The 19,923-nt window shown below is 69.2% G+C and carries 23 protein-coding genes and 2 tRNA genes; 15 read left to right on the forward strand and 10 right to left on the reverse strand.

Features of this window, described 5'->3' with window-relative positions:
- Positions 1 to 20 precede the first annotated feature (20 nt).
- Positions 21 to 93: transfer RNA gene (locus FKR81_RS12990), tRNA-Gly, on the forward strand.
- 1 nt (position 94) lies between these two features.
- A tRNA-Val gene (locus tag FKR81_RS12995) sits at positions 95 to 166 on the forward strand.
- Positions 167 to 389: 223 nt separating this feature from the next.
- On the opposite strand, the gene FKR81_RS13000 is transcribed toward FKR81_RS12995, so the two are convergent.
- From FKR81_RS13000 to FKR81_RS43550, 3 genes are read right to left on the reverse strand one after another with little or no spacing between them, the layout of a single operon-like run.
- Positions 390 to 905 (reverse strand): hypothetical protein, encoded by a 516-nt coding sequence (locus FKR81_RS13000; protein WP_146351489.1) that lies wholly within the window; start codon positions 903 to 905, stop codon positions 390 to 392.
- Between the two features lie 44 nt (positions 906 to 949).
- Complete coding sequence (locus FKR81_RS13005; RefSeq protein WP_146351492.1) at positions 950 to 1,873, reverse strand: hypothetical protein; 924 nt, start codon at positions 1,871 to 1,873, stop codon at positions 950 to 952.
- A complete protein-coding gene (locus FKR81_RS43550) occupies positions 1,848 to 2,366 on the reverse strand; it encodes a hypothetical protein (RefSeq protein WP_186762952.1) in 519 nt (172 codons plus the stop codon). Before FKR81_RS43550 ends, FKR81_RS13005 begins: the two co-directional genes overlap by 26 nt.
- A 432-nt stretch (positions 2,367 to 2,798) precedes the next feature.
- On the opposite strand from FKR81_RS43550, the gene FKR81_RS13015 reads away from it, so the two are divergent.
- Genes FKR81_RS13015 through FKR81_RS13045 form a run of 7 tightly spaced genes read left to right on the forward strand, consistent with a single transcriptional unit; the run spans position 2,799 to position 9,338 of the window.
- Positions 2,799 to 3,908: an ABC transporter substrate-binding protein gene (locus FKR81_RS13015; RefSeq protein WP_146351498.1), complete on the forward strand. Its 1,110-nt coding sequence runs from the start codon at positions 2,799 to 2,801 to the stop codon at positions 3,906 to 3,908.
- The gene (locus FKR81_RS13020) at positions 3,905 to 4,816 is read left to right on the forward strand and encodes an ABC transporter permease (protein WP_235921506.1); all 912 of its coding nucleotides are present in this window, start codon (positions 3,905 to 3,907) and stop codon (positions 4,814 to 4,816) included. Before FKR81_RS13015 ends, FKR81_RS13020 begins: the two co-directional genes overlap by 4 nt.
- Positions 4,804 to 5,586: an ABC transporter permease gene (locus FKR81_RS13025; RefSeq protein ID WP_235921507.1), complete on the forward strand. Its 783-nt coding sequence runs from the start codon at positions 4,804 to 4,806 to the stop codon at positions 5,584 to 5,586. The genes FKR81_RS13020 and FKR81_RS13025 overlap by 13 nt, the downstream gene beginning before the upstream one ends.
- Positions 5,587 to 5,589: 3 nt before the next feature.
- Positions 5,590 to 6,621, forward strand: coding sequence for an ABC transporter ATP-binding protein (locus FKR81_RS13030; RefSeq protein ID WP_146351501.1), 1,032 nt, complete (start codon positions 5,590 to 5,592; stop codon positions 6,619 to 6,621).
- Positions 6,618 to 7,730 (forward strand): low temperature requirement protein A, encoded by a 1,113-nt coding sequence (locus tag FKR81_RS13035; protein ID WP_146351504.1) that lies wholly within the window; start codon positions 6,618 to 6,620, stop codon positions 7,728 to 7,730. The genes FKR81_RS13030 and FKR81_RS13035 overlap by 4 nt, the downstream gene beginning before the upstream one ends.
- A 7-nt stretch (positions 7,731 to 7,737) precedes the next feature.
- Positions 7,738 to 8,133, forward strand: a complete 396-nt coding sequence (locus FKR81_RS13040; protein ID WP_146351507.1) for a VOC family protein — start codon at positions 7,738 to 7,740, stop codon at positions 8,131 to 8,133.
- Complete coding sequence (locus tag FKR81_RS13045; protein WP_146351510.1) at positions 8,130 to 9,338, forward strand: MFS transporter; 1,209 nt, start codon at positions 8,130 to 8,132, stop codon at positions 9,336 to 9,338. The genes FKR81_RS13040 and FKR81_RS13045 overlap by 4 nt, the downstream gene beginning before the upstream one ends.
- Here the strand turns inward: FKR81_RS13045 and FKR81_RS13050 are convergent.
- Together FKR81_RS13050 and FKR81_RS13055 are read right to left on the reverse strand one after the other, a co-directional pair.
- On the reverse strand, positions 9,292 to 9,558 hold the full coding sequence (locus FKR81_RS13050) for a YciI family protein (RefSeq protein ID WP_146351513.1): 267 nt from the start codon (positions 9,556 to 9,558) through the stop codon (positions 9,292 to 9,294). The genes FKR81_RS13045 and FKR81_RS13050 overlap by 47 nt on opposite strands.
- Positions 9,559 to 9,621: 63 nt before the next feature.
- Positions 9,622 to 11,025, reverse strand: a complete 1,404-nt coding sequence (locus FKR81_RS13055; protein ID WP_235921508.1) for an LVIVD repeat-containing protein — start codon at positions 11,023 to 11,025, stop codon at positions 9,622 to 9,624.
- Positions 11,026 to 11,229: 204 nt separating this feature from the next.
- Here FKR81_RS13055 and FKR81_RS13060 point away from each other — a divergent pair, with 204 nt between their 5' ends.
- Positions 11,230 to 11,820 carry a DUF305 domain-containing protein gene (locus FKR81_RS13060; RefSeq protein WP_235921509.1) on the forward strand — a complete coding sequence of 197 codons (591 nt, stop codon included), beginning with the start codon at positions 11,230 to 11,232 and terminating at the stop codon, positions 11,818 to 11,820.
- 145 nt (positions 11,821 to 11,965) lie between these two features.
- Here FKR81_RS13060 and FKR81_RS13065 read toward each other — a convergent pair whose 3' ends face one another.
- Complete coding sequence (locus FKR81_RS13065) at positions 11,966 to 12,295, reverse strand: antibiotic biosynthesis monooxygenase family protein (protein ID WP_146351519.1); 330 nt, start codon at positions 12,293 to 12,295, stop codon at positions 11,966 to 11,968.
- Positions 12,296 to 12,383: 88 nt separating this feature from the next.
- Here FKR81_RS13065 and FKR81_RS13070 point away from each other — a divergent pair, with 88 nt between their 5' ends.
- Genes FKR81_RS13070 through FKR81_RS13090 form a run of 5 tightly spaced genes read left to right on the forward strand, consistent with a single transcriptional unit; the run spans position 12,384 to position 16,403 of the window.
- The gene (locus tag FKR81_RS13070) at positions 12,384 to 12,974 is read left to right on the forward strand and encodes a TetR/AcrR family transcriptional regulator (RefSeq protein ID WP_146351522.1); all 591 of its coding nucleotides are present in this window, start codon (positions 12,384 to 12,386) and stop codon (positions 12,972 to 12,974) included.
- 57 nt (positions 12,975 to 13,031) lie between these two features.
- Positions 13,032 to 13,925: an ABC transporter ATP-binding protein gene (locus tag FKR81_RS13075; protein ID WP_146351525.1), complete on the forward strand. Its 894-nt coding sequence runs from the start codon at positions 13,032 to 13,034 to the stop codon at positions 13,923 to 13,925.
- On the forward strand, positions 13,909 to 14,634 hold the full coding sequence (locus tag FKR81_RS13080; RefSeq protein ID WP_146351528.1) for an ABC transporter permease: 726 nt from the start codon (positions 13,909 to 13,911) through the stop codon (positions 14,632 to 14,634). Before FKR81_RS13075 ends, FKR81_RS13080 begins: the two co-directional genes overlap by 17 nt.
- A gap of 3 nt (positions 14,635 to 14,637) precedes the next feature.
- Positions 14,638 to 15,783: a sensor histidine kinase gene (locus FKR81_RS13085; protein ID WP_146351531.1), complete on the forward strand. Its 1,146-nt coding sequence runs from the start codon at positions 14,638 to 14,640 to the stop codon at positions 15,781 to 15,783.
- Positions 15,780 to 16,403 carry a response regulator gene (locus FKR81_RS13090; protein WP_146351534.1) on the forward strand — a complete coding sequence of 208 codons (624 nt, stop codon included), beginning with the start codon at positions 15,780 to 15,782 and terminating at the stop codon, positions 16,401 to 16,403. Before FKR81_RS13085 ends, FKR81_RS13090 begins: the two co-directional genes overlap by 4 nt.
- Here FKR81_RS13090 and FKR81_RS13095 read toward each other — a convergent pair.
- From FKR81_RS13095 to FKR81_RS13110, 4 genes are read right to left on the reverse strand one after another with little or no spacing between them, the layout of a single operon-like run.
- Entirely contained in the window at positions 16,376 to 17,113 is a 738-nt protein-coding gene (locus FKR81_RS13095) for a class I SAM-dependent DNA methyltransferase (RefSeq protein WP_235921510.1), read from the reverse strand. The two genes, FKR81_RS13090 and FKR81_RS13095, sit on opposite strands and share 28 nt — an antisense overlap.
- Before the next feature lie 30 nt (positions 17,114 to 17,143).
- Positions 17,144 to 17,512: an allophanate hydrolase-related protein gene (locus FKR81_RS13100; protein ID WP_146351537.1), complete on the reverse strand. Its 369-nt coding sequence runs from the start codon at positions 17,510 to 17,512 to the stop codon at positions 17,144 to 17,146.
- Entirely contained in the window at positions 17,421 to 18,455 is a 1,035-nt protein-coding gene (locus tag FKR81_RS13105; protein ID WP_146351540.1) for an XdhC family protein, read from the reverse strand. Before FKR81_RS13105 ends, FKR81_RS13100 begins: the two co-directional genes overlap by 92 nt.
- Positions 18,448 to 19,857, reverse strand: a complete 1,410-nt coding sequence (locus FKR81_RS13110) for an NCS2 family permease (RefSeq protein ID WP_146351542.1) — start codon at positions 19,855 to 19,857, stop codon at positions 18,448 to 18,450. The genes FKR81_RS13105 and FKR81_RS13110 overlap by 8 nt, the downstream gene beginning before the upstream one ends.
- Between the last annotated feature and the right edge of the window lie 66 nt (positions 19,858 to 19,923).

A 19,923-nucleotide genomic window follows, 5' to 3' on the forward strand; every position in this document is an offset into this window, starting at 1 on the left:
CCTGGGAAACCGGGGCGCAAGCGGATGTAGCGCAGTTGGTAGCGCATCACCTTGCCAAGGTGAGGGTCGCGAGTTCGAGTCTCGTCATCCGCTCGGACGATTAGCTCAGCGGGAGAGCACTACCTTGACACGGTAGGGGTCACAGGTTCAATCCCTGTATCGTCCACTCGCTCAGGAGCGAGGTGTGTTCGCGGAAAGCGCGAACCTGCCTCGCTCCTCGTGTTTTCCGGGGGCCGAGCCCCCAGACCCCCAGCCGGGGCTCGCCGCCCCGGACCCCGTCCGTGGCTGAGGCGATCCGCCAACTCGATCGGGTTCGTGGCTGGAGCAAGCTTGGCAAGGTCCACAGAGGAACGCCCCGTCGGTGAGAACCGGCGGGGCGTTTTCCGTTGCTACGGCTGGTAGTAAGGCGGGTACTGCGGCGGGGGCGGCGGCATGCGGCGGCGCTTGGAGCGGCGCACCAGCACGATGATCAGGATGATCACGCCGATCACCAGCAGCAGGAACACCGCGATCCCGATGCCGACCCACATGACGATCTGCTTGGCGGCGGCCTCGTCGTCGTCGGGCTTCTCGGTCACCTTGCGGTCGCCGAACGCGCTGCGCAGCTGGGCTTCCGTTGCGACCAGCGGCTTTCCGTCGAGGTCGAGGCGCAGCTCGTCGATGTGCTCGGGGTAGGTGTCCCAGACGATGCGGCCGATCTCGTCGGGGTCGGCGCCGGACTTGCCGGACGCCGAGATCGACAGGGAGTCGAAGCCGTTGTTCGAGCTGTGGTTCACCGACACGTCGCGGTAGCCGGCGTCCTGCACGCGCTTGCTCAGGTCCATCACGTCACCGAGCGAGGCGCAGCCTCCGACGACGGCGATGCACAGCAGCAACGGTGCCAGGCGGCGAAGGAGATGCCCCATGAGGCGGATCGTAGGCGTGCGAACGGCCGCACGCCTGGCGAACATCAACATTCGGCGGAACGGGACGCGCCGAGCGGGGAGAACTCGACGCGCACGTCGTTCGTCCGAGGCAACAACACCGCCACGCCGTCGGCTCGGTTCCACGAGCGCGGCAGCAGGAAGTACGAGCCGCCGGACTGCAGCACCAGCACCAGGCCGTCGTAGCGGTAGCGGTACGCGGCACCCTCCGCGCAGACGGACGAGGTGATGCCGCGCCCGCGCAGGCCGAGGTCCTTGGCGGCGTACACGACGGCCTGCGGCTGGGACGCCAGCTCGAGCTCGACCTGGTAGCCGCGGTTCTCGCCGACCGCGGCCGAGTAGTCGGTCACCGCCCAGAACAGGCCGATGGTGACGAGCACGAACGTGAACGTCCACTGCGCGACCGCGGTCGCCTGCGCGGCGCGGCGGCCGGTGCGGACCAGGTGGAGCCGGTCGGCCAGCGGGAACAGCAGGAACCCCGTCGCGATGCACAGGCCGGGCAGGCCCGCCAGGCGGTACAGCCACGACGGTGCCACGACACCGCTGAGCCCCACCGAGATCAGCACCACCCCGAGCACGACGGCCACCGGCACGGCCCACCGCAGCAGCTGCCGCCAGCGGCGCGGCGGCAGCACCGCCTTGAGCAGGCGCGAACCCCACAGGGCCGCGAGTCCCGTGCACGCGACGGCCACGAGCGGGACGAACATGCCGTCCGACGAGCGGATCAGGTAGTCCGACGCGGTCAGGCCCAGTGTCGTGTACTCGACGCCGAACCACCTGCAGAACCAGTTCGCGTGCTGGTTGCCGAAGTAGAACAGCAGCGCGGTCAGCACCGTCGTGGGTGCCAGGATCGACCCGAAGATCCGCAACGCCTTCGCCGGTGCGTTGGTGTCCTGCGGCCCGCGTCCCGCTACCCGCGGCCGGTCACGGCGTGGGCTCGGGCTCGACATCGTTCGGCCTGAACACGTAGGTCACCGTTCCGCCCTCGTGCAGCGGGTCGGGGATGCGGACCGCGGTGATGCTGCCGTTCTCCGCCTTGTCCAGGCCGGGGAGCAGCTCGTACTCGATGTTCACGCACAGCTTCCGCTGCGGGCAGAAGTCCGCCCAGAGCGAGAACGGGTCGACGGAGCCGAGCGTCGCGCCGATCACCTGCGACGCGGACACCCGGTTCGGGTTGCTCAGCGCCCACCGCTCCGGGGGCGGTGGTGGGGGAGGTGGTTTGGTCGTCGTGGTGGTGGTCGTGCGCGGTGGCGGTGGGGGAGCGGGCGGCTTGGTGGTGGTCGGTTCGGCAACCGATGTGTCCGTGAACGCGTCGACAGAGGTGGAGACGTGCACGTGGGACTCGGAGGCGCCGAGTGTCGGCGCGGCCTCCGGTGGGGTTGGGCGAGCGCACGCGGCCACGGTCGCGGTGCTCATCAGCAACAACAGGATTCGGCTGTTCATCCGAATCACCTCCTGGCGAAGTGGAGGGATCGGTTGGGCGCTCAGATACGGGGGACGACGAAGTGCGGCCATTGGTGTTGCTCGACGAGGGCTTTGGACCTCAGTCCGGACCTCGGAACTGATCCACACCAGCTCGGCCGAAATTGTCGGTGTCGCACGGCAGAGCAAAGCAGAGGTCCCCCTGGCCGGGGGCCGCTGAACCGGCGTCTGCACCCGGACATCCCGCGAATGGGGTCCGTCGACCCGAGCACGGGCATCACGGAAGACCACTGGCAACAACTGGACACTTTCGCCACGGCTTTCGATCACCGCTAGGCAATGTGGAATTCACCCGAAGAGTCGAACCGGTCACGGTCGGCGCGCCCAGCTTGACAGGCATCTTCAGGGTCGCGAAAGCTCCCGAACCGTGCTTCGAGGAGGAAGGTGCAGCCAGTGACACGTGTTGGCAGGCTCATCGGTATCGGTGCTCTGGCTGTGGCTCTCGCCGCCTGCGGGACGCCGCCCGCCAAGGACGGCGGAACGGGTGCCGCCGCGACGGCCAAGTCCGCGGGTGACTTCGGCGGCATGGACAAGCTCATCGAGGCGGCCAAGAAGGAGGGCAAGCTCAACGTCATCGCCCTCCCGCCGGACTGGGCGAACTACGGCGAGATCATCAAGGCGTTCGAGGCCAAGTACGGCGTCAAGATCGACTCGGCGCAGCCGGACGGCTCCAGCCAGGAGGAGATCAACGCGGCCAAGTCCCTCAAGGGCCAGGACCGCGCGCCGGACGTCTTCGACCTCGGTCTCAACGTCGCCGCGGCGAACAAGGACCTGTTCGCGCCGTACAAGGTCAGCACGTGGGACGACATCCCCGCCGAGCTGAAGGACGCGGACGGCGCGTACTACGGCGACTACGGCGGCTTCATGTCGATCGGCTACGACGCCGGCAAGGTGCCCGCGCCGGCGAGCGTCAAGGACCTGCTCAAGCCCGAGTACAAGGGCAAGGTCGCGCTGAACGGCGACCCGACGCAGGCCGGTGCCGCGTTCGCCGGTGTCGTCATGGCCAGCCTCGGCAACGGCGGCGACGCGGACAACATCGCGCCCGGCGTCGAGTTCTTCAAGCAGCTCAAGCAGGCGGGCAACTTCCTGCCGGTCGACCCGTCGCCCGCGACGATCGAGTCCGGTCAGACGCCGGTCGTCATCGACTGGGACTACACCAACGCCGCGCAGACCGCGAAGCTGCAGGGCAAGATCGACTGGAAGGTCGTCGTGCCCACCGAGGCGCAGATCGGCGGCTACTACAACCAGGCGATCAACAAGGACGCCCCGCACCCGGCCGCCGCGCGGTTGTGGCAGGAGTTCCTGTACTCCGACGAGGGCCAGAACCTGTACCTGAAGGGCCTGTCCCGCCCGGTGCGCCTCGACAAGATGGGCGACAAGGCCGACAAGGACGCGAAGGCCAAGCTGCCCAAGACCGAGGGCAAGCAGGTCTTCCAGACGCAGGCGCAGGCCGACAAGGCCAAGCAGGTCCTGACCGCCACCTGGGCACAGGCGGTGGGATGACCGCGGTCGCCCCGATCTCGACCAAACCCGGCGGTCCCACGAAGAGTGGGGCCGCCGGCCGGTCTTCGGCACTGTCGTACCTGGTGGCGCTGCCGTTCCTCGTGTTCGTCGGTATTTTCCTGGTGTACCCGACGATTCTGGTGCTCGCGGGGTCCTTTCAGGACTCCAGCGGCGCCTTCACGTTCCAGAACCTGACGGACCTGACCAAGGGCGTCTACCTGCAGGCGTTCATCCGCAGCGTCGAACTGTCCGCGCTCACCGCGCTGATCGGCGCCGTGTTCGGTGCGCTGCTCGCCTGGGCCGTCGCCGTCGGCAAGCCGGAAGGTCTGCTGAGGCGGATCGTCGTCGCCGCGTCCGGCGTGCTCGCGCAGTTCGGCGGCGTGCCGCTGGCATTCGCGTTCCTGGCGACGGTCGGCTTCCAGGGTTTCGTGACGCAGTTCCTGCGTGACAACGTTGGCATCGACCTGTTCGCCGGCAGCGCGTGGCTCTTCGAGCTGCCAGGACTGACGCTCGTCTACACGTTCTTCCAGATCCCGCTGATGGTCATCGTGTTCCTCCCCGCGCTGGACGGCCTGCGTCCACAGTGGAGGGAAGCGACGGCCAGCCTCGGCGGGACCAGCTGGACGTACTGGCGCCACGTCGGCGGCCCGATCCTGGTGCCGCCGTTCCTCGGCGCGCTGCTCCTGTTGTTCGCCAACGCCTTCTCGGCGTACGCGACGGCCGCGGCGCTCGTCTCGCAGGGCAGTCCGATCGTGCCGCTGCAGATCCGCGGATTCCTCACCGGCGAGGTCGTGCTCGGCCAGGAGAACCTGGGCAAGGCGCTCGGGCTCGGCATGGTCGTGATCGTCAGCATCGCCATGGGCGTCAACGTCCTGCTGCAGCGGAGGATGTCCAAGTGGGTTCGCTGACCAAGCGCCGCGTGTTGCGGACCATCATCCTGCTGGTGCTGGGGTTCTACTTCCTCCTGCCGCTGTTCGCGATGGGCGAGTTCTCCACCCGCGGTGTCAACGACACGCGCAGCCTCGACTCGTGGGCGCAGATCACCCAGGACCCCGACCTCGTCGACGCGATCATCACGTCGCTGGAGCTGTCGATCACCAGCTCGGTGCTGATGCTGGTGATCCTGGTGCCGACGATGGCGTGGATCCGGCTGCGGCTGCCGAAGCTCCAGCGGCTCGTGGAGTTCCTCTGCCTGCTGCCGCTGGCGATCCCGGCGATCGTGCTCGTCGTCGGCATGGCCCCGCTGTACGCGTGGGTGAACTACTTCTTCGGCGACTCGGCGTTGACGCTCACCTTCGCCTACACCGTGCTGGTGCTGCCGTTCGCGTACCGCGCGATCGACGCGGGTCTCTCCGCGATCGACCTGAAGACGCTGGCGGAAGCCGCGCGCAGCCTCGGCGCGTCGTGGCTCACCGTGCTGCTCAAGGTCGTCGTGCCGAACATCCGCACCGCGCTGATCGGCGCGGCGCTGCTGTCGGTCGCGCTGGTGCTCGGCGAGTTCACCATCGCCTCACTGCTGAACTTCGACACGCTGCAGGTCCAGGTGAACCTGCTGGGCAAGCGCAACGCGGGCGTGTCCATCGCGGTGTCGTTGCTGTGCCTGCTGTTCGCGTTCGTCCTCTTGTTCGCACTTTCTTATGTCGGCCAGCGGCGCCGTCAGACCGTGGTCGAGGAGTAGGAAATGGGCTATCTGGAACTCACGGGGCTGCGGAAGTCGTTCGGCGGCAACGTCGCGCTCGACGGCCTCGACCTCGAGCTCGCCGAGGGCGAGCTGGTCAGCCTGCTCGGCCCGTCGGGCTGCGGCAAGACGACCGCGCTGCGCATCGTCGCCGGGTTCGAGACCTCGGACTCCGGCACGGTCACGGTGGGCGGTAAGGAGATCACCGGGACGCCGGCCAACAAGCGGGACATGGGCATGGTCTTCCAGGCCTACAGCCTCTTCCCGAACATGACCGCGGAGCAGAACATCGCGTTCGGCCTGAAGCTCCGCAAGACCGGCAACCGCGGCAAGCGCGTCGAGGAGCTGCTGGACCTGGTCGGTCTCGGGCAGTTCGGTGCCCGCTACCCGCACCAGATGTCGGGTGGGCAGCAGCAGCGCGTCGCGCTGGCTCGCGCGCTCGCGATCGAGCCGCGCGTGCTGCTGCTGGACGAGCCGTTGTCCGCGCTGGACGCCAAGGTCCGCGTGAACCTGCGCGACGAGATCCGGCGCATCCAGACCGAGCTCGGCATGACGACCCTGTTCGTGACGCACGACCAGGAGGAGGCGCTGGCCGTCTCCGACCGCGTCGGCGTCATGTCGCAGGGACGGCTGGAGCAGCTGGACGTCCCGTCCGTCGTGTACCGGGAGCCCGCGAGCGCGTTCGTCGCGCAGTTCGTCGGCGTCACGAACTCCGTGCACGCCAAGGCGGACAACGGGAACGTGGTGCTCGGTGGCGTGACCGTCCCCGTCGACACGGATCTCGCCGGTGACGTGCGGATCATCGTGCGGCCGGAGGACATCACCATCACCGCGCACGAGGGCGACCCGAACGGCGCCATCGTCGGTGACGTGCTGACGCACGCGTTCCTCGGCCCGGTCACCCGGATCTCGGTGAAGCTGGAAGACCAGATCGTGCGGGTCGACCAGCCGTCCAACCAGGCGTCGGCGTACCAGCCGGGCACGCGCGTCGCACTCGACCTGCGCGACTCCCGAATGATGGTGGTGCCTGCGTGAGAAGACTGGTCGCGCGCGACTCCGCGGAAGCACATCGGGTCGCCACCCCGCTGGAGTTGTTGTTCGACCTGAGCTTCGTGGTGGCGGTCGCGCAGGCCGCCACCTCTTTGCACCACGCCGTGTCCGAGAACCACCTCGGCACCGGCGTGCTCACGTACTCGATGATGTTCTTCGCGCTCTGGTGGCCGTGGGTGAACTTCACCTGGTTCGCCAGCGCGTACGACAACGACGACGTGTTCTACCGGCTCACCACGATGGTGCAGATCGGTGGCGTGCTGCTCGTCGCGGCGGGCATCCCGCGGGTGTTCGACCACCACGACTTCGGCCTGGTGGTGACCGGGTACGTCGTCATCCGGATGGCGATGGTCGTGAACTGGGTGCGGGCCGCTCACGGCGATCCGCGACACCGCGCGTGCGCGACGCGCTACGCCGTCGGCGTCGGGGTGCTCCAAGCGCTGTGGGTCGGGTGGCTGTTCATCCCGGAGGGCGCGCAGCTGCCGTCGTTCTTCGCGGCCGTGGTCGTCGAGATGCTGCTGCCGGTGTGGGCGGAGCGCCCGTCGACGACGTCGTGGCACCCGCACCACGTGATCGAGCGGCACGGCCTGTTCACGCTGATCGTGCTCGGCGAGTCGATCCTCGCCGCGACCATCGCGTTCCAGAAGGGCGCCGACACCGGCCACAACCTCATCACGCTGGCGATCGCCGCCCTGGTCATCGTGTGTTCGCTGTGGTGGATCTACTTCGAGACCCCGCCGCGCGAGCTGGCCACCGAGAACCTGGGCCGCGCGTTCGTGTGGGGCTACGGCCACTACTTCATCCTCGGATCGGTCGCGGCCGTCGGCGCCGGCCTCGCCGCGTCGGTGGACTACGACCTGCACGTGTCGCACGCGCCGGGCATGGTCGTCGCGAGCGCCACGACCGTGCCGATCGCGATCTACCTGCTCAGCGTGTGGTTCCTGCAGGTCTGCCCACGTGTGAGGGGGCTGCCGGTCGCCGTGCTGCCCGTCGGCGCGGTGCTCGTGCTCGGTGCGACGTTCGCCCCTGCACCGATTCACGTCGCCGCCGGGATTCTCGTGATCCTCGCTGTGGCGGTCCGCCTGGTGCGATGATCGACAGATGTCCGGTGTGCGCGAACTCCGTCTGGCTGTCACAGCGTCCGACTACGACGAGGCGCTGCGGTTCTACCGCGACGTCCTCGGCCTGTCCGAGCGCGAGGCCTACAGCTCCGAGAACGGCCGGGTGACCATCCTCGAGGCGGGCCGGGCGACGCTGGAGATCATCGAACCGAAGCACGCCGACTACATCGACGAGGTCGAGGTCGGCAGGCGCGTCGCCGGGCACATCCGGGTCGCGTTCGAGGTCGACGACTCGGCCGCCACGACGCGCGAGCTCGAACAGGCGGGCGCCGAGGTGATCGCGGAGCCGACGCGGACGCCGTGGAACTCGCTCAACGCGCGGCTCGCGGCTCCGGCGGGTCTGCAGCTGACCCTGTTCACCGAGCTCGGCGAGTGACGGGGCTGGGCTACCGCGAGCTCGTCAACAGGGACGTGCTCGCCTGGGTCGTCGTGTCGCTGGTGGGCAAGCTGCCGCTCGCGATGGCCCCGCTGGCCATGGTGTTCCTGACCCGCGAGCTACCCGGTGGGTACTCGCTGGGCGCCGCGCTCGCCGCCGTCTACGTCGTGGGCGAGGTGCTGGGTGCCGCGCTGCTCGGCCTCCTGCTGGACACCGCACGCCTGCGCGGCCAGCTCTCGGCCGGACTCGCGGTGGGCGCGGTGGCGTTCGGCGTGCTCGCGTTCGCGCAGAGCACCTGGCTGCTGGTCGCGGCGGCGTTCCTCGCGGGCGCCGGTCCGTCGACCACACCGGGTGGACTGCGCGCGGTGCTGCTCGGCCTGCTGCCGGACGACCACGTGCCGCGCGCGATGAGCATGGAGGCGATGCTCACCCAGGTCACCTGGGCGGTCGCGCCCGCGCTGGTCACCGTCGTGGCGCTCGGCGTCGCACCGCAGGCGCCCGCCGTGGTCGCGGCGTCGGGGACGGCCATCGCGGCCTGGCTCGTGTGGATCCTGCCGCGCGGGCACGTCACGTCGCGCAAGGGTTCCGCCACCACGCGGACCGTGCTGTCGGCGTGGCCGATCTACCTGATCAGCGCCGCCGCGCTGGCGCAGCTGGCGGTGGCGGAGCTGGTGCTGCCCGCGCTGCTGGAGTACCGGGGTTTCGCGGTCGGCTGGGCCGGTGTCCTGCTGACCGGGTTCGCGGCGTGCAGCGCGGTCGGCGCGCTCGTCTACGGCTGGCGGAGGTGGCCGGGCGGCCTGCGCACGCAGGGGTTCGTGCTGCTCGTCGTCACCGCGGCGTGCGTCGTGTTCGTCGCGCTGGGCACGAGCCTGCCGATCATCGCGATCGCGCTGCTGGCGGCCGGGTTGTTCCAGTCAGGCGTGCTGGTGACGCGCAGCCTGGTGCTGCGCGAACGCTTGCCCGTCGGCGCGCACGCGGCGGGTTTCTCGATGATGTACGCGGTGACCGGCGTCGGCTACGGCCTCACGGCCAGCGCGGCGGCATGGGTGCTCGCGCACGGCACGCCGGAGTGGGCGGTGCTCGGTGGCGTGGCGATCACGCTGGTGCTGACGGCGGTCAGCGCGCTCGCGGAACGCCGCCAGCGCGCTGACCAGCGGGTCACGCACCCACGATCGGATTCCACGGCCGCAACGACACCACCGTGACGCCCGGCGTCGCGTAGTACGGGTCGTCGGCCATGATCACCCGTGCGGCCGCCTCGTCTTCGACGTTGAACACGACCATCGCGCCGGACTCGTCGCGCCACGGGCCCGCCATCGCGAGCTTGCCCTCCGCGTGCAGCGCGGCGAGCTTCTCGCGGTGCAGCGGCCGGGCGGCCAGCCGCTGTCCGCCGTCTTCGCTGAATGAGATCTCGAGAACGATCATGCGCTCACCCTACGCACGGAAAAGGGGCGGTGCCGCGCGGCACCGCCCCTTCTCACCGAACCACTACCAGCTGCGGTAGTGCTGCTGCGTCTGGACGTTGAGCTCGTCGAACCGGACGAACTTCGCCGGGAACGCCCTCGGATCGCGGAAGTCGATCACGTCGAATCCGCGCTGGATCTCCGAGGAGTAGATGTAGCCGTTGTAGTAGTACGACGACCAGGTGCCGCCACTGGCACCGTTGGCCATCGGGCCGTACTCGAAGAACCCGATCTCCTTGGGCTTGGCCGAGTTCGTGAAGTCCCACACCGACACGCCACCCTGGTACCAGGACTGGACCATGATGTCCTTGCCCTTGATCGGGATGAGCGAGCCGTTGTGCGCCACGCAGTTCTCGGTGCTCGTCTGGAACCGCGGGATCTTGTAGTAGCTGCGGAACACCAGCTTGCGCTTGTCGCCCCGGCCCACGATGTCGTAGATGCCGTTGGCACCCCGGTTCGGGCCGATCTCCGCGTTGCAGGTCGCCGCGCCGCCGCCACCGAGCTCGTCGGTGAAGACGACCTTCGTGCCGTCGTTGTTGAACGTCGCCGAGTGCCAGAACGCGAAGTTCACGTCGTCGGCCTGCCTGCTCAGCTCACGCGGTGCCTCGGGGTTGGAGATGTCGAACAGCACGCCGTCACCCATGCAGGCGCCGGCCGCGAGGTCGAGCTTCGGGTACACGGTGATGTCGTGGCAGCCGCTGGTCGCCGAGCGGCCGGGTGCACCGGGGTCGCCGCCGTCCGGGAACAGCACCGGAGCCTTGATGACCGATGCGGCCGCCGGGTTGCGCACCGGCACCTTGACGATCGAGATCTTGTCGTGCGGCGGCTGGCAGTCCGGGAACGTGGCGTTCGGCGAGTAGGAAGAGACGTAGAGGTACACGTCCTTCTTGTTCTTGCCGGGCACCAGCGTGTGGGTGTGCGAGCCGCAGTCGGTCTCGACAGCCGCGACGTACTTGGGAGCACGCTTGTCGCTGATGTCGAAGATCTTGATGCCCTCCCACGAGTCCTTGATCGTGGCGGACTGCGCGACGTTGTTGCAGGTGTTGTTGCTGCGCGACGAGTCGGTCGACAGGAACAGCAGGTCACCTGACACCGTGACGTCGTTCTGCGCGCCGGGGCAGAGCACCTGGCTGACGATCTTCGGGCTGCGCGGGTTGCGCACGTTGTAGATCGTGAAGCCGAGGTAGTTGCCGACGATCGCGTGGTTGTCGGTGAACGCGATGTCCGAGTAAACCGAGTCCCCGTTGGCGAACGGGCCGGACTTGTCGAGGTGGGCAACCCTCTTCATGTTCCGGCTTCGGCTGATCTCGTCCGGGGCCAGCGGGCCGCCGCCCGGTTCCGCTGGCGCCTCCAGCTGGGCTTCCGAGAGCCCGGCGATGTCGGCGTTGTCCGGGTTGTCGGGCTGACCAAAGGCCTGGGGGGCTGTCAACGTTGACAACGCGAGCGCAAGCGCTCCTACAACCGCCAACGACGATCTGCGTCGTGTGGTCACGACTGGGTTCCCCTCTCGGTCGGGGGTTGTCTGTGTGGCGGAAGTATCTACTCTTCGCCTAGCTAATGAACAGCTCCTTTCGGCGGGTATTGTGCGCCGAAGCGGCGAAAGGGGTGCGGGGTGCGGACCGGTCTGCTAGCGGTGACGATCTTGCTGGTCATCGGGGGTGCGGCGTGCACGTCGTCCGACCCGGACGCGCCGCCGATCATCGTCCCCAACGGGCCGGGTGAGCAGGCGCAGACCATCTCTCCGGGTGAAGCTTCGAGCCACATCCCGGCGCCGCCCAACGACGCCGACCGGACCTACGTGACGATGATGATCGTCCACCACCAGCAGGCGCTGTCGATGACGTCGCTCGTGCCCACGCGTGCGGCCAACGGGACGGTCAAGGGCATCGCCTCGCGGATCGAGGACTCGCAGAAGCCCGAGATCGGCGCCATGGAGCAGTGGCAGAAGCAGTTCGGCGCCTCCGGTGCGTCCAAGCACGACCACTCGACCATGCCGGGGATGGCGACCGCCGCGCAGCTGGACGCGTTGAAGAACGCCTCCGGTGGGGCGTTCGACCGGATGTTCCTCGAGCTGATGATCGTGCACCACGAGGGTGCCGTGAAGATGGCAACCGACCTGCTCGGGGCCGGTCAGAACGTGCTGGTCGAGGAGATGGCCAACGACGTGATCTCCACGCAGACCGATGAGATTCAGCGCATGCGGGACCTGTTGCCGCAGGTGTGACGGTTGGGCTGCGGTACGCGCGCCGCGCCAGGCCGTGCCTGTCCGCGCTCACGCAGGCGTCGCCCGCCAGGGGACCCCTGATTTCATTCTCCCAGCCAGCACCGACAACTCCGGGCCGTGAGCCCGGAGTTGTCCACAGGTGACGTCAGGCGCAGGCTTCGTCAGGCGTGACGATCAGGTCCTCGATCGGCGAGAAGCACTCGACCGCGTTACCCGTGACGTGCCGGGCGATCCCGCTGTTCCGCGCGTGCGCCTGCTTGAAGGAGTCGGACGCGACCCAGGCGCGGAAGTCCTCTTCGGACTCGAACTCGTTGGTGGACACGTACGGCTGGTCGGGACGGGTCGGCCTCAGCAGGGTGCTGCGCAGCAGGCCGGGCACACCTGGCAGGAACGTGCGCATGTTGTCGCGGAAGTGGCGTTCGAACTCCTCGGCTCGCTCCGCGGGGACGAACAGGCGGTTGGTAGCGATGAACACTGCGACCTCCTGTGATTCCGACGCTCTGTCGGCAACTATTCCAACACCACGTCGGGAAGGCAAGGCGATCAAGCGATACGATCGGTGTGTGCCGAGGATCAGCGCTGACACGGTCGCGCAGCACCGTGCCAACCGGCTGCGCGCGTTGCTGGACGCCGGACGGGAGATCGTCGCCGAAGGCGGCGCGGACGCGCTCACCCTCGCGGCGTTGGCCAGGCGGGTCGGGCTGAGCAGGCCGAGCCTCTACGAGTACTTCCGGTCCCGCGAGGAACTGGTCGCCGCGATCGTCACCGACGCGCTGCCCGAGTGGGCGGACAAGCTGGAGGACGCGGTCAACCAGGCTGGCACCGTGCCGCAGAAGATCGAGGCCTACCTGCGCGCCGAGCTCGAGATCATCTCGGACGGCAGCCACGGTGCGGTGGTCGCGCTCTCCGCGCACACGCTGCCGGACAGCAGCCGCGAGCAGATCAGGGCCGAGCACGAACGGCTCCTCGCGCCGCTCGTCGGCGTCTTCAAGACGGCGGGCGTGCAACGCGCCCAGCTCCGGGCGATGCTCGTGCACGCCATGGTCGAAGCCTCGTCGCGGATGATCACGCCGGGCCGCAGCGAGGAGAACGAGGCCGTGATCGCCACCCTCCTCGACCAGGTGGTGCACGGCCTGGATCAACCGATCGGTTGATCCAGCACTACCAGCTCGTTCGATGAGACGCGAGCGTCCGAACGCGACGCTCGAGGCATGGCAATCATCGAAGTCGACGACCTCCGCAAGACCTACGGGGCGAAGGTCGCGGTCGACGGCATCAGCCTGGCCGTCGACGAGGGGGAGATCTTCGGCATCCTCGGCCCGAACGGCGCGGGCAAGACCACGACCGTCGAGTGCGTCGCCGGGCTCAGGACGCCCGACGCGGGCACCATCAAGGTCGCCGGAAGGAACCCGAAGGACTGCCGGGACCTGCTCGGCGTGCAGTTGCAGGAGAGCGAGCTGCCTGAGCGGATCCGGGTGCGCGAGGCGATCGAGCTGTTCTCCAGCTTTTACCCGGACCCGGTCGACTGGACCGAACGGCTCGGGCTCGCCGAGCACCGCGAAGCCGAGTTCGGGAAGCTGTCCGGCGGCCAGAAGCAGCGGCTGAACGTCGCGCTCGCGCTCGTCGGCAACCCGCGCGTGGCGATACTCGACGAACTGACCACCGGGCTCGACCCGCAGGCCCGCCGCGACACCTGGAGCATCGTCGAGGACGTGCGCACCGCGGGCGTCACGATCCTGCTCGTCACGCACTTCATGGAGGAGGCCGAGCGGCTCTGCGACCGCGTCGCCGTCGTCAACGCGGGCCGGATCGTCGCGCTGGACACGCCTTCCGGGCTGGTGTCCCGTGTGGACGGTGAGCAGCGGGTGCGGTTCCGGCCGTCCGAACCGCTGGCGCTGGATCTGCTCCGCGGCCTGCACGAGGTGACGGACGTCCAGGACGACGGCGGCCAGCTGACCGTCACCGGCGGCGGCAACCTGCTGCACGCCGTCACGTCCCTGCTGGCCCGCAGGCAGATCGTCGCGCTCGAGCTCCGCGTCGACCAGGTCAGCCTCGACGACGCCTACGTCGCACTCACCGGAGGACACCGTGCGCAAGATCGTTGAGATCGAGACCAGGCTGTTCCTGCGGGACCGCCAGACGTCCATCTTCGCGGTGGTGTTCCCGACCGCGCTGCTGCTGGTGCTCGGCGCGATCCCCGCGCTGCGCACGCCGGACCCGGTGTTCGGCGGGCTGCGGTTCATCGACGGCTACGCGTCGACGCTGATCGTGATCACGCTGGCGTTCATCGGGCTGCAGCGGGTGCCGCAGGTCGTCGCGACCTACCGGGAGAAGGGCGTGCTGCGCAGGCTCTCCACGACACCCGTGCACCCGGTGCGCATCCTCGTCGCGCAGATGATCGTCAACATCGGGGCGGCCGCCGCGTCCATCGCGCTGACGATCGCCGTCGGCAGGCTGGTGTTCGGCATCGACCTGCCGCACAACCCGCTCGGCCTGCTGCTCACGGTGGCGCTGGGCGCGTCGGCGCTGTTCGGGATCGGCCTGGTCATCGCCGCGCTGGCGCCCACCGCGCGGGCTGCCGGCGGGTGGGCGACGATCGCGTTCATGCTGATCATGTTCTTCGGCGGCGCGTACCTGCCGAGGTTCATGCTGCCCGAGGTGATCAACGCGATCGGCGAGCACCTGCCGCCGGGCGTGCAGGCGCTCCAGGACGGGTGGCTCGGCACCGCGCCGCAGCCGGCGCATCTCGTGATCATGGCACTGGTGACCTTGGTGGCGGGTACCGTCGCCGCCAGGACCTTCCGCTGGGAGTAGGGCGTGGACGAAGCCGCGTTGAACAGGTGGGAGCGCAGGCTCGCGCGAGTCGCGCACGTGATCGCCTACTTCGTGCTGACCGTGACCACGGTGCTGTACCTGGCGTTCACGCAGCAGTCGGCAGGGCAGCGGGTCTTCACGCTCGCGGTCGTCGCGTTCGGGTACGTGTGGCTCTCGGTGCGCACGCTGCTGCCGGTGCCCGTGTTCATCGCCGGGATGGTGCTGTTCTACGGCGTGCTGGGCCTGCGGGAGCACTGGTTCGGCGCGGTGTCCTACGCGGTCTACATCTACGCCGCCGAGTACCTCACCGGGAAGTGGATGCTGGTCGTCACCGCGGCCACGGCGGTGCTCGCGACGCTCTCGCTGTTCGGCGGATACCCGCCACCCGAGAACAGGCTCGCCTTCTGGGGCCTGCTCGCGCTGTTCGTGACGGTGGCGTGCGTGTTCACGTTCATCGGGCACATCACGACCCAGCAGGCCCGCAAGCGCAAGGAGCTGCTGGAGGAGAACCAGGGCCTGCACGCGCAGCTGCTCGTGCAGGCGCGCGAAGCCGGTGTGCTGGACGAACGGCAGCGGATGGCGCGCGAGATCCACGACACGCTCGCGCAGGGCTTCACCGGGATCATCACCCAACTCGAGGCCGCCGAGTCCACCGGGGACTGGAAGCAGCGCGTCGAGACCGCGGCCAGGCTGGCGCGGGAGAACCTGGCCGAGGCACGCCGGTCCGTCCACGCGCTGCGCCCGCCGCAGCTGGAGAACGCGGGGCTGCCGGAGGCGCTGGCCGAGGTCGTCGACGGGTGGACGGCGGCGAACGGCGTGCCGGTGTCGGTGACCACGACGGGTGACGCGCGGGCGATGCATCCCGAGGTGGAGGTCGCGCTGCTGCGCACCGCGCAGGAGGCGTTGGCGAACGTCGCGAAGCACGCGGCGGCGTCGCGGGTCGGGTTGACGTTGTCGTACATGGGGGACGTGGTGACGCTGGACGTGCGCGACGACGGGGTGGGCTTCGACATCGGCGCCCCCGGTGACGGTTTCGGCCTGACGACCATGCGGCAGCGCGTGCAGCGGCTCGCCGGTGTGCTGGAGGTCGAGTCCGAACCGGGCGGCGGCACCGCGATCTCCGCGTCGGTCCCGGCGGTGGCGCCGTGATCCGGCTGGTGATCGTCGACGACCACCCGGTCGTGCGGGACGGCTTGCGCGGCATGTTCTCGTCCGACCGCGGTTTCGAGGTCGTCGGTGAGGCGGCCAACGGCGACGAGGCCGTCACCGTCGTCGAGGCGCTGCGGCCGGACGTCGTGCTGATGGACCTGCGGATGCCGGTCGTGGACGGCGTGACGGCCATCAACCGGTTGCGGGACAAGGGGAACCCGGCCCGCGTGCTGGTGCTCACGACGTACGACACGGACCGCGACGTGCTGCCCGCGATCAAGGCGGGCGCCACCGGCTACCTGCTCAAGGACACGCCGCGCGACGAGCTGTTCCGCGCCGTGCGGTCAGCCGCACGGGGTGAGGCGGTGCTGTCGCCCGCCGTCGCGACCAAGCTCGTCGGCCAGGTGCGGACCCCGGACGCCGAACCGCTGTCGCAGCGCGAACTGGAGGTGCTCGGGCTGGTCGCGCGCGGGTCGACCAACCGCGAGGCGGCGGCTCGGTTGTTCATCTCCGAGGCGACGGTGAAGACGCATCTGCTGCACGTCTACGCGAAGCTCGGCGTGAAGGACCGCGCCGCCGCCGTGGCGGTCGCCTACGAACGCGGGCTGTTGCGTTCGTAGACCGAGACGCAGTTGGGCGTGTGGACGGTGAACGGCTGTCGTTCCCAGCCGCCCCACCGGTGTTTCAGCCGCAAGCCCGCGATGCGCGCCATCAGGTCCAGCTCGGCAGGCCACGCGAGCCGTTGCACGACCGGGAAGAACCGGATGCCCTGCGGCGTCAGGTGCACGTGGTTCTCCTCGAGCAGCTGCGTCACCGGGTCGTACCGTTCCAGGTCCAGCCACACGTCCCGCTTGTTCACCCGCTCCGCACGGATGCTCTGGTCGTCGTCGCGGATGTGCGGCACCCCGGCCTCGACGAGGAACACGCCGTCGTCGGTGAGGTGCTTCGCCACGTTCTCGAAGCACCGCACCTGGTCGTCCTGGGTGAGCAGGTTGAACAACGTGTTGTAGACGACGTAGACCAGCGAGTACGTGCCGGGCACGTCCACGTCGGCGAAGTCGCCCATCGTCACCGACAACGCGTCGCCGCCCGGCTTGGCTCTCAGCTGGGCGACCATGTCGGGTGACAGGTCGATCCCGTCGACCCGGACGCCCGTCGCGGCCAGCGGGAGCGCGATGCGGCCGGTGCCGATCGCCAGTTCCAGCGCCGGTCCGGCGCCTGCCAGTTCGTGCAGCAGGGCGACCGACACACCTTCGTCGCCCCTGGGGTTGTTGTCGTATTCGGCCGCGGTGTCTGCGCCGAAGCTGTCCATCGGGTGGTAGCCCTTCACCCCACCTTCGTACCGCGCGACGCAAACGCTTTACCGCCGCAGATACGCCCGCCAGTCGCCGATCGACGTGATGTCGGTCAGCTCAGGACTGTCCAGACAGGACTCCCGCAGCACGGTGGCCAGGCAGGCGCTGCCGTCCTCCAGCTCGATCACGCCGATCTCCAGCTCGGGCGGCTCGGACGGCAGCAGGTGGTCGCGCAGCACGGTCAGCGGCAGGTCGTACACCTCGCCCACCACGGACCCGGTGCCGGACGCGTGCATCGCCGGGAACCGGTCGCCGACCGAGAAGTACCGGTACTTCGCCGCGCTACGGGCGGCACACACCAGCGGGGTCCCCTGCAGCTGCGAGTGCAGCGGGCCGCCCTTCATCCCGCCGCCGTTCAGGAAGATCAACGCCATGGTGGGTCTCCTTGTGGATGGGGGAGCTGACCGAGGAGAGCGGGGAGCCGGATCCGCCGTGCCGCACCGCGACCAGCTCGGCCGCGATGGACACGGCGGTCTCCTCCGGCGTCCGCCCGCCGAGGTCGAGACCGATGGGGGAGCGCAGCCTCGCGAGCTCGTGCTCGGCGAGGCCGGCTTCGCGCAGTCGTTCCAGCCGCTCGGCGTGCGTGCGCCGCGAGCCGAGCGCGCCCACGAACGCGAGTGGTCGCCGCAGTGCCTCCACCAGCACGGGCACGTCGAACTTCGGGTCGTGCGTCAGCACGCAGACCGCGGTGCGCGAATCCGTGCAGGTGGAGGCGAGGTAGCGGTGCGGCCAGTCGACGACCACCTCGTGCGCGGCCGGAAAGCGTTGCGGCGTCGCGAAGATCGGCCGCGCGTCGCACACCGTCACCTGGTAGCCGAGGAACCGGCCGATCTCCGCGACCGCTCCCGCGTAGTCGATCGCGCCGAACACCAGCAGCCGCGGCTGCGGCCGCCAGGTCTCGGAGAACACGCGCTCCGTCTCGGCCAGCGGTGGCAGGCCGGCGCGCGGGCCCTCGATCACCCGGCGCAGCGACACCGGACGGCCCTCCCGAGCCGCGCGGAGTGCCGCGCGGATCTCGGGGGTGTCGCGCTGGACGAAGACGTCGAGCTCACCACCGCAGGTGAGCCCGACGGCGAACGCGTCGTCGTCGGAGTAGCCGAACGACTCCAGCACCGGCTGACCCGTTGCCAACACCTGGAGCGCCAGCTCGTAGACCGCGCCCTCGACGCAGCCGCCGGAGACGCTGCCGACGACCTGGCCGCCGGGTCCGACGGCCATCGCGGCACCGATCTCGCGCGGTGCGCTGCCCCGCACCGCGACCACGCTGGCCACCGCGAAGGTGTCCCAGGCGAGCAACGCGTCAGCCAGTTCACGCACCGGTCACGGCCTCCATCCCGAAGTACGCGACGAAGATCGCCGCCAGCGCGAGCATCAGCCAGCCGGTCTGCCGCCACTGGCCCTTGCACACCTTCAGCACGACGTACGACACGAGGCCCGCGCCGATGCCGTTGGTGATCGAGTAGGTGAACGGGATGATCGCCGCGGTCAGGAACACCGGGATGGTGAAGTCCGTGTCCGCCCAGGGAATCCGGCGGATCTGCGTCATCATCAGCCCGCCGATCACGACCAGCGCGGGAGCCGCCGCCTGCGCCGGGACGACCGCCGCGAGCGGCGTGAACAGCAGCGTCAGCGTGAACAGCGCACCCGTCACCACGGACGACAGACCTGTGCGAGCGCCTTCACCGACACCGGCCGCGGACTCCAGGAACACCGTGTTCGGCGAGGAACCCGTGATGCCGCCTGCGATCGCGCCCGCGCCGTCCACCATCAGGATCCGGCCCATGCCCTCGACCTTGCCGTTCTTCGTGAGGCCCGCCTCGTCCGAGACGCTGGTGATCGTGCCCATGGCGTCGAAGAAGCCGGAGAGCACCAGGGTGAACAGGAACGTCGTCGCCGCGATCGCGCCCGCCGAGGCGAAGCCGCCGAACAGGTCGATGTTCCCGAACAGCCCGAAGTCCGGAGCCGCCACGACGGAGTCCGGGAGCTGCGGGGTGACCAGGCCCCAGTCCTTGACGTCGAACAGCGCGTTGACGCTGATCGCCAGCACGGTCGCGGAGGCGATGCTGATCAGCACCGCGCCGGGCACACCGCGCGCCATCAGCACGATCATCAGCAGCAGGCCGAAGCAGAACACCGCGATCGGCCAGCCGTTGAGGTGCCCGCCGATGCCCATCTGCACCGGCACCGTCGAGTGCGCGGCGTCCGGGACGCGCGTGACGAAGCCCGCGCTCACCAGGCCCACCAGCGCGATGTAGAGGCCGATGCCGACCGTGATCGCGATCTTCAGCGGTTCCGGGATGGCGTTGATGATGCGCTCGCGCACACCCGACGCCGCCATCACGACAATGCAGAGTCCTTCCAGGACAACGAGTCCGAAAGCCTGCGCCCACGTCATCGTCGGCGCCATCTGGAACGCGACGATCCCGTTCACGCCCAGACCCGCCGCCAGTGCGAGCGGTGCGTTGCCGACGAGTCCCATGAGGACGGTCATCACGCCGGCCGCCAGCGCGGTGGCGGTGGTGATCTGCTCGATGCTGAGCTTCGCGCCGGTGATGTCGGCGGACGCGCCGAGGATCAGCGGGTTGAGCAGCACGATGTACGACATCGCGACGAACGTCGTGATGCCGCCGCGGACTTCACGGCCGAGCGTGCTTCCTCGTTCGGTGATGCGGAAGAACTGGTCGAGCGGCGTGCTCGTTCGGCTCCGGAGTTGAGTCATTGGACGGCCTTTCCCATGCCGGTGGGCGCGCTCCAGTAAGCCGGGGCGCGTTTAGCGATGTGCTCC

The organism is Lentzea tibetensis (genome assembly GCF_007845675.1).
Taxonomy (GTDB): domain Bacteria; phylum Actinomycetota; class Actinomycetes; order Mycobacteriales; family Pseudonocardiaceae; genus Lentzea; species Lentzea tibetensis.

Excerpts from the sequence above, each read along its gene's own strand:
- FKR81_RS13000 (WP_146351489.1), bottom strand. The coding sequence starts at position 905 with ATGGGGCATCTCCTTCGCCGCCTGGCACCGTTGCTGCTGTGCATCGCC.
- FKR81_RS13005 (WP_146351492.1), bottom strand. The coding sequence starts at position 1,873 with ATGTCGAGCCCGAGCCCACGCCGTGACCGGCCGCGGGTAGCGGGACGC.
- FKR81_RS43550 (WP_186762952.1), bottom strand. The coding sequence starts at position 2,366 with ATGAACAGCCGAATCCTGTTGTTGCTGATGAGCACCGCGACCGTGGCC.
- FKR81_RS13020 (WP_235921506.1), top strand. The coding sequence starts at position 3,905 with ATGACCGCGGTCGCCCCGATCTCGACCAAACCCGGCGGTCCCACGAAG.
- FKR81_RS13030 (WP_146351501.1), top strand. The coding sequence starts at position 5,590 with ATGGGCTATCTGGAACTCACGGGGCTGCGGAAGTCGTTCGGCGGCAAC.
- FKR81_RS13040 (WP_146351507.1), top strand. The coding sequence starts at position 7,738 with ATGTCCGGTGTGCGCGAACTCCGTCTGGCTGTCACAGCGTCCGACTAC.
- FKR81_RS13050 (WP_146351513.1), bottom strand. The coding sequence starts at position 9,558 with ATGATCGTTCTCGAGATCTCATTCAGCGAAGACGGCGGACAGCGGCTG.
- FKR81_RS13075 (WP_146351525.1), top strand. The coding sequence starts at position 13,032 with ATGGCAATCATCGAAGTCGACGACCTCCGCAAGACCTACGGGGCGAAG.
- FKR81_RS13100 (WP_146351537.1), bottom strand. The coding sequence starts at position 17,512 with ATGGCGTTGATCTTCCTGAACGGCGGCGGGATGAAGGGCGGCCCGCTG.
- FKR81_RS13110 (WP_146351542.1), bottom strand. The coding sequence starts at position 19,857 with ATGACTCAACTCCGGAGCCGAACGAGCACGCCGCTCGACCAGTTCTTC.